The sequence below is a fragment of the Phenylobacterium sp. genome, from assembly GCF_030651185.1.
Classification (GTDB): Bacteria; Pseudomonadota; Alphaproteobacteria; order Caulobacterales; family Caulobacteraceae; genus Phenylobacterium.
Genome location: NZ_JAUSCJ010000010.1, coordinates 14602 through 29900, shown reverse-complemented (window position 1 = coordinate 29900; position 15299 = coordinate 14602). Strand labels below are relative to the sequence as shown.

General features: G+C 67.3%; 18 protein-coding genes. 8 read left to right on the top strand and 10 right to left on the bottom strand.

Annotated elements, in window-relative coordinates; genetic code table 11:
• The first annotated feature begins 44 nt into the window (after positions 1 to 44).
• Complete coding sequence (locus tag Q7J39_RS02695) at positions 45 to 923, top strand: SDR family NAD(P)-dependent oxidoreductase (RefSeq protein ID WP_304820157.1); 879 nt, start codon at positions 45 to 47, stop codon at positions 921 to 923.
• Positions 924 to 947: 24 nt separating this feature from the next.
• On the opposite strand, the gene Q7J39_RS02690 is transcribed toward Q7J39_RS02695, so the two are convergent.
• The 5 genes from Q7J39_RS02690 to Q7J39_RS02670 all read right to left on the bottom strand — a co-directional run bounded on the left by Q7J39_RS02690 (position 948) and on the right by Q7J39_RS02670 (position 4866).
• Positions 948 to 1496, bottom strand: coding sequence for an NUDIX domain-containing protein (locus Q7J39_RS02690; protein ID WP_304820154.1), 549 nt, complete (start codon positions 1494 to 1496; stop codon positions 948 to 950).
• Positions 1497 to 1498: 2 nt separating this feature from the next.
• Positions 1499 to 2089, bottom strand: a complete 591-nt coding sequence (locus Q7J39_RS02685) for a GNAT family N-acetyltransferase (protein ID WP_304820152.1) — start codon at positions 2087 to 2089, stop codon at positions 1499 to 1501.
• Positions 2086 to 2841, bottom strand: a complete 756-nt coding sequence (locus tag Q7J39_RS02680) for a sulfite exporter TauE/SafE family protein (protein WP_304820150.1) — start codon at positions 2839 to 2841, stop codon at positions 2086 to 2088. Before Q7J39_RS02680 ends, Q7J39_RS02685 begins: the two co-directional genes overlap by 4 nt.
• Complete coding sequence (locus Q7J39_RS02675) at positions 2838 to 3596, bottom strand: sulfite exporter TauE/SafE family protein (RefSeq protein ID WP_304820148.1); 759 nt, start codon at positions 3594 to 3596, stop codon at positions 2838 to 2840. Before Q7J39_RS02675 ends, Q7J39_RS02680 begins: the two co-directional genes overlap by 4 nt.
• 397 nt (positions 3597 to 3993) lie before the next feature.
• Positions 3994 to 4866 (bottom strand): transglutaminase-like domain-containing protein, encoded by an 873-nt coding sequence (locus Q7J39_RS02670; protein ID WP_304820146.1) that lies wholly within the window; start codon positions 4864 to 4866, stop codon positions 3994 to 3996.
• A 157-nt stretch (positions 4867 to 5023) separates the two neighbouring features.
• Here Q7J39_RS02670 and Q7J39_RS02665 point away from each other — a divergent pair, with 157 nt between their 5' ends.
• Together Q7J39_RS02665 and Q7J39_RS02660 are read left to right on the top strand one after the other, a co-directional pair.
• On the top strand, positions 5024 to 6613 hold the full coding sequence (locus Q7J39_RS02665; protein ID WP_304820144.1) for a flavin monoamine oxidase family protein: 1590 nt from the start codon (positions 5024 to 5026) through the stop codon (positions 6611 to 6613).
• Positions 6614 to 6615: 2 nt separating this feature from the next.
• Positions 6616 to 7026: a cytochrome c gene (locus tag Q7J39_RS02660; protein WP_304820142.1), complete on the top strand. Its 411-nt coding sequence runs from the start codon at positions 6616 to 6618 to the stop codon at positions 7024 to 7026.
• Positions 7027 to 7087: 61 nt separating this feature from the next.
• On the opposite strand, the gene Q7J39_RS02655 is transcribed toward Q7J39_RS02660, so the two are convergent.
• The 3 genes from Q7J39_RS02655 to Q7J39_RS02645 all read right to left on the bottom strand — a co-directional run bounded on the left by Q7J39_RS02655 (position 7088) and on the right by Q7J39_RS02645 (position 9455).
• Entirely contained in the window at positions 7088 to 8407 is a 1320-nt protein-coding gene (locus Q7J39_RS02655) for an acyl-CoA dehydrogenase family protein (RefSeq protein ID WP_304820139.1), read from the bottom strand.
• 83 nt (positions 8408 to 8490) lie between these two features.
• A complete protein-coding gene (locus Q7J39_RS02650) occupies positions 8491 to 8865 on the bottom strand; it encodes a VOC family protein (protein WP_304820137.1) in 375 nt (124 codons plus the stop codon).
• 167 nt (positions 8866 to 9032) lie between these two features.
• Positions 9033 to 9455 (bottom strand): hypothetical protein, encoded by a 423-nt coding sequence (locus tag Q7J39_RS02645; RefSeq protein ID WP_304820134.1) that lies wholly within the window; start codon positions 9453 to 9455, stop codon positions 9033 to 9035.
• 228 nt (positions 9456 to 9683) lie between these two features.
• Between Q7J39_RS02645 and groES the strand changes: the two genes are divergently transcribed.
• Together groES and groL are read left to right on the top strand one after the other, a co-directional pair.
• Positions 9684 to 9971, top strand: a complete 288-nt coding sequence (gene groES, locus Q7J39_RS02640) for a co-chaperone GroES (RefSeq protein ID WP_304820132.1) — start codon at positions 9684 to 9686, stop codon at positions 9969 to 9971.
• Positions 9972 to 10024: 53 nt separating this feature from the next.
• Positions 10025 to 11671, top strand: a complete 1647-nt coding sequence (gene groL, locus Q7J39_RS02635; protein WP_304820130.1) for a chaperonin GroEL — start codon at positions 10025 to 10027, stop codon at positions 11669 to 11671.
• Between the two features lie 103 nt (positions 11672 to 11774).
• On the opposite strand, the gene Q7J39_RS02630 is transcribed toward groL, so the two are convergent.
• Both Q7J39_RS02630 and Q7J39_RS02625 read right to left on the bottom strand, forming a co-directional pair.
• Complete coding sequence (locus Q7J39_RS02630) at positions 11775 to 11993, bottom strand: hypothetical protein (RefSeq protein WP_304820128.1); 219 nt, start codon at positions 11991 to 11993, stop codon at positions 11775 to 11777.
• Positions 11993 to 12346 (bottom strand): phage holin family protein, encoded by a 354-nt coding sequence (locus Q7J39_RS02625; protein ID WP_304820126.1) that lies wholly within the window; start codon positions 12344 to 12346, stop codon positions 11993 to 11995. Before Q7J39_RS02625 ends, Q7J39_RS02630 begins: the two co-directional genes overlap by 1 nt.
• Before the next feature lie 58 nt (positions 12347 to 12404).
• Between Q7J39_RS02625 and Q7J39_RS02620 the strand changes: the two genes are divergently transcribed.
• The 3 genes from Q7J39_RS02620 to Q7J39_RS02610 all read left to right on the top strand — a co-directional run bounded on the left by Q7J39_RS02620 (position 12405) and on the right by Q7J39_RS02610 (position 15188).
• Positions 12405 to 12599, top strand: coding sequence for a 4-oxalocrotonate tautomerase family protein (locus tag Q7J39_RS02620; protein WP_304820123.1), 195 nt, complete (start codon positions 12405 to 12407; stop codon positions 12597 to 12599).
• 111 nt (positions 12600 to 12710) lie between these two features.
• A complete protein-coding gene (locus tag Q7J39_RS02615; RefSeq protein ID WP_304820121.1) occupies positions 12711 to 13352 on the top strand; it encodes an EF-hand domain-containing protein in 642 nt (213 codons plus the stop codon).
• A 102-nt stretch (positions 13353 to 13454) separates the two neighbouring features.
• Entirely contained in the window at positions 13455 to 15188 is a 1734-nt protein-coding gene (locus tag Q7J39_RS02610) for an ATP-binding protein (protein WP_304820119.1), read from the top strand.
• Positions 15189 to 15299: the final 111 nt, after the last annotated feature.

Below are 15299 nucleotides of genomic sequence, written 5' to 3'. Positions count from 1 at the left end.
GCGGTTCGATGATGCGGAATAATTAAATCATAGGGAGAACGACCATGGGACTTCTTGATGGGAAGGTGGCGATTGTCACGGGCGCCGGCGGCGGTCTGGGCGAGGCCTATGCCAAGCTGTTCGCCAAGGAAGGCGCCAGCGTCGTCGTGAACGACCTGGGCGGCAGCCGCGACGGTTCCGGCAACGGCACGAGCGCGGCGGCTCAGAAGGTGGTGGACGAGATCATCGCGGCGGGCGGCAAGGCCGTGGCCAACGGCGACGACGTCTCGACCATGGAAGGCGGCGAGAACATCGCCAAGACCGCGCTGGATAACTACGGCCAGATCGACATCCTGGTCTGCAACGCCGGCATCCTGCGCGACAAGACCTTCGCCAACACCACCGAGGCCGATTGGGACCTGGTGGTGAAGGTCCACCTGAAGGGCACCTATTGCTGCACCATGCCGGTCTGGAAGTGGATGAAGGACAACGGCAAGCCCGGCGCCATCGTAATGACCAGCTCCACCTCGGGCCTCTACGGCAATTTCGGCCAGTCCAACTACGGGGCGGCCAAGGCCGGCATCTACGGCTTCATGCGCGTGCTCTCCATCGAGGGCCGCAAGTACGGCATCCGAGTCATGGGCCTGGCGCCGGGCGCCTTCACCCGCATGACGTCGGACCTGCCGGGCCGCCAGGGCAAGGAGCCGGACGCCATGAGCCTGCCGGAGAACATCGCGCCGGGCGTGCTCTACATGGTGTCGGATCTCGCCGCCGATCACACCGGCAAGGTGCTCGGCGTCTCCTCGCGCGGGGTGCGCGAGATCAAGATGCTGCAGACCGACGGCTTCAACCCGGGCAAGCCCTATACCGCCCAGGACGTGGCCGACCACGCCAAGGAAGTGTTCTTCCCGGCGGCCGAAGAGAAGACCGCGGCCAGCGCTTAAGAGGTGTGAGTTTTCCTCCCCCGTTCACGGGGGAGGAAAAGCCGCCATCCGCGCGTCCATCGCTAGTCGCAGGATCGTCCGCTGCTCCCGCGACAGGGTGGCGAGCGCCCGGGAGATCGGGACTAGACGCGAGCCGGTCTCGATCTCGCCCGCGCGTTTCAGGCCGCTGCGCCGATAGTCGCCAGCCTCGCCTACGAACAGCAGATGCAGGAAGTCAGGATAGGGATAACGGTAGTTTTCCGGCCGCGCTGACAGGTGCCGGAAGCAGATCATGGCGAATAGGCCGGGCGCGGGCATCGACCAGCCGCACTCCTCCATCAGTTCCCGGGCCAAGGTGTCCCCGATGGTCTCGCCAGGCTCCATGCGGCCGCCGGGCATGACGTGGCTGTCGATACCGTCGTCCACCACCACGACCTTCGAACCCTTGAACACCACGCCGCGCACAGAGGTGACGAGGTCGGCGGGGGGGAGCTCGGCGCAGGTGAAGACCCGCACCGACAGGTGGATCTGCGGTCCCCAGCGGGCCTCGCCCTCATAGTTGGGCGGGCGGCCGGCAATCAGGGCGTCGAACATCTCTAGGCCTCAAACCCCTTGAGCCTCGCGTCCAGGCCGTCGCGCACCGCCGGCCATTCGTCCTTCAGCACCGAGAAGATGCAGGTGTCGCGGATGCGGCCGGTCCAGGTGACGCGGTCCTGGCGCAGGATGCCTTCCAGTTGGCCGCCCAGCTTGGTGACGGCGGCGCGGCTGCGGGCGTTGATGGCGTCGACGCGGAACACCACGCGGCGCGCGCCGTCGCCGAAGGCCTGGCCCATCATCAGCCGCTTGGCCGCCGGGTTCACCGGCCCGCCGCGATAGTCGGGATGGTAGTAGGTGCCGCCGATTTCCAGGCTGGCGTTGGGCAGGTCATAGGACGAGTAGCAGGTAATGCCGACGCAGCGGCCATCGGCCACCACCGCCCAGTGGATCGAGACGCCCTTGGCCTGGTTGGCGTTCATGCGGGCCCATTGGGGGTCAAAGTGCTCGCCGGCCATGGAATAGGGATAGAGGTCGGTCCAGACCGCTGGATCCGCATTGCAGGCCTCGCGCAGGCCTTCCTTGTGGGCCTCGGTGAAGGGCTCCAGCCGCACGAAGCGGTTCTCCATCACCCGGGTCGGATCGACTTTCATGAGCCCCTCGCAAACAGGATCGCGGCCTGGACGAGGTACACCGCGGCGACGCCGGTGAAAATCCACCGACGCCAGGCGCGGAAGCCCTGGTCGGTGAGCCTGTCCAGCACCCTGGCGCCGAGGGTGACGCCCAGGACGGTCAGGGCGCAAGCCGCGACGAGCAGCCAGGGCGGAGCGAAACCGCCGCCGCCGGCCAGCAGGATCGCCCCGCCATAGAACAGCACCTTGGACAGGTGGCTGAACATCTGCAGGGCGGCCTTGGTGGAGAGCACCTGGTGGCGGGTCAGCGCGCTGCGCACCAGGAACAGGTCGGCCAGGGGACCGGAGATGCCGGAGGTCAGCGCCATGGCGGTGGAGAGCACGCCAGCCAGCACCGCGTGGCTGGGCCGGGCGGCGTCCAGCGGGCTGTAGCGCTCGGGCACCCAGATCAGGATCGGCAGCAGGCCGAGCGCCAGATAGACCACCGCCTTGCTGGGGACGTACGAAACCACCGTGAAGGCGGCCATCGTGGCTACGGCGCCGATGGCGTAGAACCCCACCACCTTCCAGACGATGTGCTTCAGATGCAGGACGATGCGCGAGGCGTTGGAGGCCATCTGCACCAGGCCGTGGATGGCCAGGGCGGCGGGGACCGGCAGCAGGGCCGTCAGCACCCCCATCAGGATCAGGCCGCCGGCCATGCCGAAGACGCCCGAAAGCGTGGCCGTCGCCAGCACCGCCGACAGGATCAGGGCCGCGAGGCCGCCGCTCATGGGGCGGTCAGGAAGAGCTGGCCGGCCTGGATCAGGTAGAGGATCCCCACCGCCGTGACGATCAGCCGGGTGTAGCGCTTGAAGTTGATGTCGGTCATCCGGTCGAGGATGCGGCCCCCCACCACCGTGCCCAGCATGGAGAGCGGAATGGCCGCCGCGAACAGCCACAGCGGCGGCATGGCGGCGCCGTCGTGGGTGCGCAGCATCAGTCCGCCATAGACCACCACCTTGGCCAGGTGGGCGAAGACCTGGGTGGCGGCCTTGGTGGCGACGATGACGTGGCGGGTCAGCGCGGTGCGGACGAAGAAGATGTCCAGCAGGGGCCCGGCCACCCCGGCCGTCAGGTTCACGCCGGTGACCATGATGCCCGAGAGCAGGGCCTGGGGCGGCTTGGCGGCGTCCAGCTTGATCCAGTCCTGGGGGAGCCACAGCAGGGCCGGCAGCAGGCCCATGAACAGGAAGAGGCCGGGCTTCGATGGCGTCAGCGCAATCAGCGAGATCGCGGTCCCGGCGATCAGCGAGCCCACCGCGTAGAGGGCCACGATCGGCCAGTTGACGTGCTGCCGGTGCAGGATCGCCCGCCAGCCGTTGGCGACCAACTGCAGCAGGCCGTGGGTGACGAAGGCCGCCGAAACGGGGAGGACCAGGGCCAGCCCTCCCATCAGGACAAGGCCGCCGGCCATGCCGAACACCCCCGACAGGGTGGCCGTCACGAACGCCAGAACAGTGATGAAGAGGGCTGCGAAAGCGCTCATCGGGTCGTCCTCCGGTTGCGCCGGCTTCGTCGAGAGGGACACAGGCCCCCTCCGATCGCCGGACAGCTGCGCATCGTGCGCGGAATGTGCGGGTCCGCCCGCTCACCCTCCGGAGGAAGGCGCTGTGCTCGCTGACGTCCGCCGGTCGCGGCGAGGACGGAGCCTGGGGATCACGCGACGGCGGATCGACCCTGGCTCGTGGGGAGCAAGTTGGCTCTACACCCGAACAAGCGCAGCCGTCGAGGGGGGGCCAATTCCTCCCCCAGGCCGCAGGCCGTTTCGGGGGAGGTGGATCGCTGGCGAAGCCTGCGAGACGGAGGGGGTTTGGGCCGCGGAGGCGGCGAGGGCCTAACCCCCTCCACCGCTTCGCGGTCCCCCTCCCCCGGTGGGGGAGGAATTAGTGCGTCGAGGCCTCGGCCCTGGCGGTTTCCGCCACCCGCTCGATCGGAGGCCGTAGGCGCTCGTCCGCTGCCAGCAACTCGGCCAGTTCCCCCATCGCCGCTTCGTCCGCCCGGCTGGAGATGTCCGCCAGCCTGTCGATGAGCGCCGTCTCTTCCATCCCCGCTTCGTCGGCGGCCAGGCCGTACCAGCCCCAGGGGAGGAGTTCGATATTCTGGAGGGCGGCGAGGTCCTGGAAGATGTCGCCATAGACCTCCACCAGGCCCCACATCTCCGTGCCCGAAACGCCGAAGCCCATGGGGTCGGCGCCCTGGCGGCAGGCGCGCCAGGCGTCGCCGCCCACCAGAAAGCGGTCGCGCGGCACGTCGAGGGGATCGAGGGTGAGGTTGAAGAGCTTGCGCTGCAGGTCGTCGACCTGGGAGTCCACCAGGACCCAGCGGTCACCGTTCCAGTACTCGCCGACCCAGTGGTCGAAGTGCTTGCCGGGCTCGAAGTAGTTGGCGAAGCCGCAGCGGACGCGGGCGGGGAATCCCTTCCGGCGCATGACGGCGGCGAAAAGGGTGGCGAAGTGGCGGCAGACGCCGACGACGCGATGCTCCGGCGCGCGGGGCTCGGTGATGGGCTTGTCGTGCAGCCGCATCGCCTGGCGCAGGATGGCGGCGGTCCCGTGCAGCTGCTTCTCGTCGGCGCGTCCGGGCGCCAGGGTGACGCCATAGGCGGCGGTCAGGCCCTCATGGATCAGCAGGCCGTGCACGAAGGCGGCGACCGCGCCAACCTCGGCGGGCAGGGCGTCGATCAGCGCTTCGAACCCGTCGAGGCCGGTGAACACGCCGGGCGCGCGGTAGCCGTCGAGGAAAGCCTGCTGGGTCATGGGCCGAGCATAGCCCCTGCCCGATCCATGGCCAGTTTTTAGCCCCATCCGTCAAAGCGCAGGCAGGTGGTCGAAAAGGCCCCCGCGCCCACGCTGGCGGTTGGCGCCGGCGCCGCGGCGTCCCTAGGCCTGGAGCCTGAAGTTCAAGGGGCGGCTTATGGAAGAGACCGGAAAGACGACACGGCGGCAGCTGCTGTCGACCATCGGGATGCTGGGCGGATCGGCCCTGATGTACAATATGATGACCACCCTCGGTTACGCCGCCGAGAGTCAGTTCACGGGGCCGCCGAAACTGTCAGGGGCTCGCAAGGGCGCCTCGGTGATCGTGCTGGGGGCGGGGCTGGCCGGGATGCTGGCGGCCTATGAGCTGACCAAGGCGGGCTACAAGGTCACCGTGCTGGAGTACCAGAACCGCGCGGGGGGGCGGAACTGGTCCCTCTATGGCGGCGACACCATCACCGAGATGGGCGGGGCGACCCAGAAGGTGGGCTTCGCCGACGGCAACTATCTGAACCCCGGACCCTGGCGCATCCCGCACAACCACCGGACCCTGCTGCACTACTGCAAGGCCTTCAATGTCGAGCTGCAGCCCTTCGTGCAGTTCAACCACAACGCCTATGTCCACAACACCGAGGCCTTCGGCGGCAAGCCGCAGCGGTTCAAATCCCTGGCCGCCGACTTCGAGGGCAATGTCGCCGAACTGCTGGGCAAGGCCATCGACCAGAAGGGCCTGGACGCCAGCGTCACCGTGGAGGATCGCGACCGCCTGAAGGAGGCCCTGCGCGAGTGGGGCATGCTGGACGGCGACATGAAGTACGCCAAGAACCTGCGCTCCTCGGAGCACCGCGGGTTCGCCCGCAATCCCGGCGGCGGGGCGGGCGGCGCGCCGTCGCCTTCCGATGTCTTCGCCCTGAAGGACGTGCTGGATTCCAAGATCTGGCGAAACATGTCGTTCTTCATGAACGAGGAATTCCAGACCACCATGTTCCAGCCGGTGGGGGGCATGGGCATGATCGGCAAGGCCTTCGCCAAGCAGGTCCAGCCGCTGATCACCTACAACGCCAAGGTCTCCAAGATCGACCAGGCCAGGAAGGGCGTCACCGTCACCTATTCCGACACCGGGACGGGCGTGGTGACGGAGGCCAAGGCCGACTGGTGCGTCTGCACCATCCCGCTGACGGTGCTGAGCCAGATCGAGAACAACATGTCGGAGAAGATGAACGCGGCGATCGCCGCCGTGCCCTACTCCAACTCCGTCAAGATCGGCCTGGAGATGAAGCGGCGGTTCTGGGAGGAGGATGCCGCCATCTATGGCGGCCACTCCTTCACAAACCAGGAGATCGGCCTGGTCTCCTATCCCAACAACAACTTCCTGCAGGACGGCCCGGCCGTGCTGCTGGGCGCCTTCGCCAGCGGGATGAGCGGCTATCACCTGGCCGGGATGACGCCAGCCGAACGGATCGAGGCGGCCCTGGCCCAGGGGTCGGTGTTTCATCCGGAGAGCTATCGCAAGGAGTTCTCGAACGGCGCCTCGGTGGCCTGGAACCGCGTCCCCTGGATCCTGGGCTGCTGCGCCCGCTGGACCGAGGAAACCCGCGCCGCACACTACCAGGACCTGGTGGCGATGGACGGCCGGGTGGTGCTGGCCGGGGAGCACGCCTCCTACGTCGGCTGCTGGATGGAGGGCTCGCTGCTCTCCTCCATCGACGCCATCACCCGTCTGCACAAGCGCGCGCTGGAGGCCTGAGCATGAAGATGATTTCGAAGCTTACCCTGGTGCTGGCCTTCACCCTGGCCGCGCCGGCCCTGGCCGACGAGCCGGGTCCGGGAGGCAGCAAGCCGCCGACGCCGAAGACCGGGCAGGAGGTCTACCAGATGGTCTGCCAGACCTGCCACATGGCCGACGGCAAGGGCGCGGTGGGGGCGGCAAGCTTCCCGTCCCTGGCCAGCAATCCGAAGATGAAGATGGCGGCCTATCCCATCGTCATGGTCACCAAGGGCCGGGGCGGCATGCCCTGGTTCAGCGACATGCTGAGCGCCGAACAGACCGCGGCGGTGATCACCTATGTCCGCACCAACTTCGGCAACGCCTATCCCGACCCGGTGACCGCCGAGGACGTCAAGCGCCTGTCTCCACCGCCCGCCGCGCCCGGCCACTAACGAAAAGAGGCGGGGACCGCCTGGCCCCCGCCTCTCCTTCCGTCTCGATGTCGCGGAACGACTAGTTCCGGAAGACGGCCGCGTTCGACGGATCGTGCGGCATCTCGCGGTACTGGCGCAGTTCGTTGCGGCCCACGACCATGTGGTGGACCTCGTCGGGACCGTCGGCGATCCGCAGGGTGCGGGTCGAGGTGTACATGCGGGCCAGGGGGGTGTGCTGCGACACGCCGAGCGCGCCGTGCATCTGGATGGCCTCGTCGATGATCTCGCAGACCCGCTCGGGGATCATGGCCTTGACCATGTGGATCCAGATGCGGGCTTCCTGATTGCCCAGGACGTCCATGGCCTTGGCGGCCTTGAGCACCATCAGGCGCATGGCCTCAATGTCGATGCGGGCGCGGCTGATCTTCTCGATGTTGCCGCCCAGCTGGACCAGCGGCTTGCCGAAGGCTTCGCGGGAAAGGCCACGGGTGACCATCAGGTCCAGGGCCTTCTCGGCCTGACCGATGGCGCGCATGCAGTGGTGAATACGGCCGGGACCGAGACGCAGCTGGCTGATCTCGAAGCCGCGGCCCTCGCCCAGCAGCATGTTCGACGCTGGCACGCGGACGTTGTCGAAGATGATGTGCATGTGGCCGTGGGGCGCGTCGGGATCACCGAACACGTTCATGGGGCCGACGATCTTCACGCCGGGCGCGTCGGTGGGGACCAGGATCTGCGACTGGCGCAGGTTCGGCGGGCCGTCCGGGCTGGTCTGGACCATGGTGATCATGATCTTGCAGCGCGGGTCGCCGGCGCCGGAGATGTAGTGCTTCTCGCCGTTGATGACGTACTCGTCGCCCACCAGGGTGGCGCGGGTGTTGACGTTCTTGGCGTCCGACGAGGCGGCGTTGACCTCGGTCATGGCGAAGGCCGAGCGGATCTTGCCGGCCAGCAGGGGCTCCAGCCACTGCTTCTTCTGCTCAGGGGTGCCGACCCGTTCCAGGACTTCCATGTTGCCGGTGTCCGGCGCCGCGCAGTTCATGGTCTCCGAGGCCATCGGGTTCTTGCCCAGCTCGACGGCGATATAGGCGTAGTCGAGGTTGGAGAGGCCCTCGCCGGTCTCGGCGTTGGGCAGGAAGAAGTTCCACAGACCCTCGGCCTTAGCCTTGTCCTTGGCCTTTTCCAGGCATTCGAGCTGGCCCGGCGCGTAGGACCAGATGTCGGCCTTGCCCTCGCCCAGGCGGTGGAATTCCGCCGACATCGGGTTGACCGTCTCGACGATGAACCGCTTCACATGCTCCAGCAGCGGCAGGGCCTTGGCCGACATACGCAGGTCGTTGAGCTCGTCCATCGGGTTCAGCTTGAAGCTGGACTGGGCCTTGTCCTGGGTCTCGCTCATCGGGTCTCTCCTGCGAATTGTTGTTGCCGTCAGCTTTGGCGCACTTTCGGCCAAAATCCAAACAAGCGTTTCAATTTACAGCGTCACGCCGGCCGCGCCGGACCCGCCCCGTGGCACACCGCCTCGATGTTGTGGCCTTCAGGATCGAGGACGAAGGCCCCGTAATAGGCGGGGTGGTAGTGCTCGCGCAGGCCGGGCGGGCCATTGTCGCGGCCGCCGGCGGCGATGGCTGCGGCGTAAAAGGCGTCTACCGTCGCGCGGTCGGGCGCCGTGAAGGCGACGTGGCAGTAGCCGGCCGTCTCGCCCTGGCCGATCCAGAAGAAGGGACGCCCCGAACCGTAGCCGGAGGAGTCATCCATGCCGAACAGCCGGGTCAGGCCCAGCGGCGCGAGGGCCTGGTCGTAGAAGCGTTGGGCGGCGGCGTGGTCGGCCACCCTCAGGCTCACATGGTCCAGCATCAGCGTCCCTCCTCAGTCGCCTGAGGCTAGAGCCTTTCAGGGTCAGATGGAATCATCTGACCCGTTCAAAAAGGCTCTAATTCAAAGAGATAGAGCGCGTCGGGCGGGTTAACCGGCTTCCACTTAACCCTGACGCGCTCTAGGACGCCCTGCCGGATTGGCAATCGCTACTTGGTGGGCAGCTTGTCGGCGCCTTCGCAGGCCGACGACACCAGGGCCTTGTCCTCGGCGCTGGCGGCCTTGGCGGCGGTGGCGCTGCGCCAGGTGTCGGAGAGCACCAGGGGCTTGGAGGGGGTGTAGGACCCGATGATCACGACCGTCCTGGCCTTGCAGTCGAGGCCCATGACGTTGCCGACGCCGTCCGCGGCGCCGGGGGCCGAGGGGCCAAGGCGGGTGGCGGCGGCCGGCTTGCCGATGGCCTGGAGCACGACGACCTTGCCGCTGGCGGCGTCACGATAGGAATAGTCGGTGTCGTAGGACCACTGCAGGCCCTTGTCGCTGACGGCGCTGTAGGGCTTCCACGTCTCGGCGCAGGCGGCGGACGCCGCGGCCGTGGCGGACAGGACGGCGAGCGCGATAAGGCGGCGCATGGACAATCTCCTGGGACTTTAAAAGTTTCTTCCCTCGCCCAAACCCTTAGCGGCGCGGCGCCTTCCACACCAAGCGGATTCACCGCCTCGGCGCCTGCCAAGCTTGACTCCAGCCCCTCGCGACCCTACCTCCCGGCCGTCGTTAGCACTCAGGGGCCACGGCTGCTAACGGTCGGCCCCTGACGCTCACGCAATCCATTCAACCGTTTCGAACGGAGAGAAAAAAACATGGCGTTTCGTCCCCTGGGAGACCGCGTGCTCGTGAAGCGCGTCGAAGAAGTTGAGAAGACCAAGGGCGGGATCATCATTCCCGACACCGCCAAGGAAAAGCCGCAGGAAGGCGAAGTCGTCGCCGTCGGCCCCGGCGCCCGCGATGACAGCGGCAAGATCCAACCCCTGGACGTGAAGCCGGGCGACAAGATCCTGTTCGGCAAGTGGTCCGGCACCGAAGTGAAGATCGACGATCAGGACCTCCTGATCATGAAGGAAAGCGACGTCCTGGGCGTGGTCGAATAACCACCTCCTCCGCTTCCTCCCTTCCCACAACATTCTGAAAGAGCTGAACAAAAATGGCCGCTAAAGACGTCTATTTCTCCTCCGACGCGCGTGACCGCATGCTGCGCGGCGTCAATGTCCTCGCCAACGCCGTGAAGGTGACCCTGGGTCCCAAGGGCCGCAACGTGGTCATCGAAAAGTCCTTCGGCGCCCCGCGCTCCACCAAGGACGGCGTGTCGGTCGCCAAGGAAATCGAACTGTCGGATCGCTTCGAGAACCTCGGCGCGCAGATGATCCGTGAAGTCGCCTCCAAGACCAACGACAAGGCCGGCGACGGCACCACCACCGCCACCGTCCTGGCCCAGGCCATCGTCGTCGAGGGCCTGAAGTCGGTCGCCGCCGGCATGAACCCGATGGACCTGAAGCGCGGCGTCGACAAGGCCGTCACCAAGGTGCTGGCCGAGATCAAGGCTTCGGCCAAGAAGGTCACCACCAACGCCGAGATCGCCCAGGTCGGCACCATCTCCGCCAACGGCGACACCGAAGTCGGTGAGATGATCGCCAAGGCGATGGCCAAGGTCGGCAACGAAGGCGTCATCACGGTTGAAGAAGCCAAGACCGCCGAGACCGAACTCGACGTCGTCGAAGGCATGCAGTTCGACCGCGGCTACCTGTCGCCCTACTTCATCACCAACGCCGACAAGATGGAGGTCGAACTCGAAGAGCCTCTGATCCTGCTCTACGAAAAGAAGCTGACCTCGCTGCAGCCCCTGCTTCCGGTCCTGGAAGCCGTGGTCCAGTCGGGCCGCCCCCTGCTGATCATCGCCGAGGACGTCGAGGGCGAAGCCCTGGCCACCCTGGTGGTGAACAAGCTGCGCGGCGGTCTTCGCGTCGCCGCCGTCAAGGCGCCGGGCTTCGGCGATCGCCGCAAGGCCATGCTGGAAGACATCGCCATCCTGACCGGCGGTGAGCTGATCAGCGAAGACCTGGGCATCAAGCTCGAAAACGTCGGCCTGGAAATGCTGGGCAAGGCCAAGAAGGTCACGATCACCAAGGACGACACCACCATCGTCGACGGCATCGGCGCCAAGGACGCGATCGAAGGCCGCATCAGCCAGATCAAGCGCCAGATCGAAGACACCACCAGCGACTACGACAAGGAAAAGCTGCAGGAACGTCTGGCCAAGCTGGCCGGCGGCGTCGCCGTGATCCGCGTCGGTGGTTCGACCGAAGTGGAAGTTAAGGAAAAGAAGGACCGCGTCGACGACGCCCTCAACGCGACCCGCGCGGCCGTGGAAGAAGGCATCGTCCCCGGCGGCGGCGTCGCCCTGCTGAAGGCCTCCAAGGCTCTGGACGGCTTCAAGGGTGACAATGCTGACCAGGAAGCCGGCGTCGCCATCGTGCGCCGCGCCCTGCAGGCCCCGATCCGTCAGATCGCCGAAAACGCCGGCGTCGAAGGCTCGATCGTGGTCGGCAAGGTCATGGAGAATTCCTCCCCGACCTTCGGCTTCAACGCCCAGACTGAAGAGTATGTGGACATGGTCACGGCCGGCGTCATCGACCCGGCCAAGGTTGTCCGCACCGCCCTGCAGGACGCGGCCTCGGTCGCCGGCCTGATGATCACCACAGAAGCCGCGATCGTCGAGGCGCCCAAGAAGGGCGGCCAAGGCGGCGGCGACATGGGTGGCGGCATGGGCGGCATGGGCGGCATGGACTTCTAAGGTCCGTCATCCCGGCCAACGGAGCGGCGCAAGCCGCGAAGGACGAGCCGGGACCCATACTGCGATTAAGATTGAGGGCGGGGCCGCGAGGCTCCGCCCTTTTTCATGCCGGTTTCTTCAGGCGTTCCAGCAGCGGGCTCAGCTCGCCCTTGATGTCATAGACCCCCACGTCCTTGACCATCTGCGGCGTCGCCCATTCCGGCCAGGGCTCGATCACCTCCAGGTCGCGGAAGGCCGTCGCGATGGCCCCTGGCGACTTGGCCTTGAGGAAGGCCCACTCGACACCGAGCTCGCCCTTGTGACGCACGAGGAAGGTGGCCATCAGTCGGCCTTTCCGTCGCCCAGCACGACCCCGCCGATCCAGCTCACCACGCCCACGATGATCGAGGCGAGGATACCGGGGATCAGGCCCGAGACCATGAAGCCCGGCAGCAGCAGGGCCACCAGCCCGATCATCGCGGCGTTCACCACAAGCAGGAACAGCCCGAGGGTCAGAATGGTCAGGGGCAGGGTCAGCAGGAAGACGATGGGCCGGACGATGGCGTTGACCAGGCCCAGCAGCAGGGCCGCCAGCAACAGGTCGAGCCAGCCGGAATAGGAGACCCCCGGCAAGACCGCCGCGGCGAGCCAGAGACCCAGGGCTGCGATCAGCACACGGGCGAGGAAGCGGGACATGTCGGAACTCCGGCCTTAAGGACGAGGTGACTTAAGCCACAGCATCCAGGTTCGCTCCATGCCCTACGTCAACATCCGCATCACGCCCGGCGCCACCCAGGCCCAGAAGGAAGAGCTGATCGCCGGGACCACCGAGCTGCTGGCCCGGGTGCTGAACAAGAACCCCGCCACCACCTTCGTGGTGATCGACGAGGTCGAACGCGAACACTGGGGCGTCGGAGGCGCCAGCCTGGCCGCGCGGGACAAGGGATAGTTTTCCTCTCCGTCCAGGGGTGAGGAAGCCGTCGCGTTTCACCGGCGTTACAGCCGCGGCTTAGTTTGGTCCCATGAGCTTGGCCATTTGGTCCCCACCGAAGGGATCTCCATGCGCCACCTGCTGCTCCTCGCCGCCTTGATCGCCACGCCAGCCGCCGGCCAGCCGCCGCCCGAAGGCATGGGCCGGCTGTTCATCAGCCCCTCCGGCCAGCCCTTCCGGGGTGGCGATGGGCGCGAGACCTGGTTCGCACAGGCCGACGCCGACCATGACGGCGCGCTGTCGCTGGCGGAATTTCGCGCCGACGCCATGGTCTTCTTCAAGGTGCTCGACGCCAATGGCGATGGCAGAATCGACGGCTTCGAGAACAGCGCCTACGAGACGAAGATCGCGCCCGAGATCACCCGCATGAGCTTCCCTGGCGAGGGCGGCGGCGACCGCCGCGGTCCCATGGGCGGCGACTCCGAGGCCAGCCACATACCGCGCGGCGGCCCCGGCGGCCCTCGGGGCGGGAGCCGACATGGCGGTGGCCCCCAACGCGCCGTCCCCCGCGAGGGGGCCGCCCGCTACGGCCTGCTCAACGAGCCCCAGCCGGTGCGCGGCGGCGACGCCAATCTCGACTGGAAGGTGACCGCCGAGGAGTGGGCCAAGGCGGCGGGCAAGCGGTTCGCGCTCCTCGACACCGACGGCGACGGCACGCTGATCCTGACCACCCTGCCCAGCCCGCCCGCGGGACCCCGTCCGCCGCGCTAACGGGGTTTTGTCCGCCCCGTCAAAAAACGAAGATTTCACGATTGCCGGTCTAGGTTGAACCCAGGGCAAATCAACACGCGCCAAAGGGGGCCGGCCGGAACGATGACGCCGCGCGGCCTGCTCAACGAACAGCTCGACATCGTCGCCGCGGAGTCGCGTGCGACACTGTGGATCCGCCTGGTCATCACCTCCATCAGCGCGGTGTTGCTCGGCTTCAACTTCGGCCCTTGGCCCGCGGTCGCCTGGCTCGCCGCCGTCTTCGCCGGCGAGGCCTGGACGTGGTGGGTCACCCGCGACGCGGCGGCGGGGCGACGCCCCTCCACGGCCACGCGCCTGCTCTATGTCGGCGCCACGATCGCCATCAGCCTGATCTGGTCGGGCGCCGCCTGGATGTACTGGCGAACCGGGTCCCAGGCCCTGCAGCTGGTCTGCATCGCCATCTCCGCCAGCCAGATGATCCATGCCCAGTGCTTCGCGTTCCGCTCGAAGCTGGCCCTGGGCATCCTCGCCGGTATCCCGGCCATCCTGCTGGTGAGCCTGATCCTGCTGGACGGCGGCTTTCAGGGCATACCCCTGCTGACCCTGGGGATCAGCGTCAGCCTGGCGGTGCTCTACGTCTTCAACAGCGCCGTCGTGAACATGCGCAACGCCGAGGCCCTGGAGAGCGCCCAACGCGAAGCCGTCGAGGCCAACCAGGCCAAGTCGGCCTTCCTGGCCATGATGAGCCACGAACTGCGCACTCCCATGAACGGGGTCCTGGGCATGGCGCACGCCCTGAAACAGACCCGCCTCGACGACCGACAGGCCGCCCAGGTGGAGATGCTGATCCGCTCCGGCGATGGCCTGATGGCCATCCTCAATGACATCCTCGACGTCTCCAAGATCGAGGCCGGCAAGCTGCAGCTGGAGGAGATCGCCTTCGACCTCAGCGAGGTGGGCGCCCGGGTCATCGACCTGTGGCGGGAGACCGCCAGCGCCAAGGGGGTGGACATCAGCTACGAGCTGGCGCCCGGCGCGCCCCGCTGGCTGTCCGGCGACCCCAACCGGATCCGTCAGATCATGCTGAATCTGGTGTCCAACGCGCTCAAGTTCACGCAAGCTGGCGAGGTCCGCCTCTCGGTCCGGCCGATGATCGCCCAGGGCGAGGACACCGTCCGTTTCGAGATCGCCGTCTCCGACACCGGCATCGGCATCACACCGGAACAACAGGCCAGGCTCTTCCAGTCCTTCGCCCAGGCCGACGCCGCCACCACGCGCAAGTTCGGCGGCACGGGCCTGGGCCTGGCCATCTGCCGCCAGCTTACCGACCTGATGGGCGGCGAGATCGCGGTGGAAAGCGAGCCGGACCGGGGTTCGGTGTTCCGCGTCACCCTGGAGCTGCCCCGCGCCGACGCGGTCGACCTGGCCGAGCCCCAGGCGGAGAGCGGCGGCCTTTCGCATCTCACCCTGCTGGTGGCCGAGGACAACCCGATCAACCAGGCGGTGGTGCGCGCCGTCCTGGAGGCGGTCGGCGCTCGTCTCGAAACCGCCAATGACGGGGTCGAGGCCCTGGACATGCTGCGGGAAAGGGCCTTCGACCTGGTGCTGATGGACGTTCACATGCCGCGCATGGACGGCATCGAGGCCCTGCGCCGCATCCGCGCCGGCGAGACGGGCGACGCCCGCCAGCCGGTGATCGCGCTCACCGCCGACGCCATGCCCGGCGAGGATCAGAAGCTGCTGGCCCACGGCTTCGACGACGTGCAGCCCAAGCCGATCCAGCCCATGGCCCTGATCGCCGCCATCCTCGACGCCTGCGAGGCGCGGGTTGACGCGGCGAAGACCGCCGCCGCTTAAAATCAGATCGTCATGGCCGGGCTTGTCCCGGCCACCCATGATCTCCGTGGCGCAGCAAGGCGCGCAGCGGCGCCGCTGGCTTGTTCTGGGTCTAGGCGGAGATCATGGGTC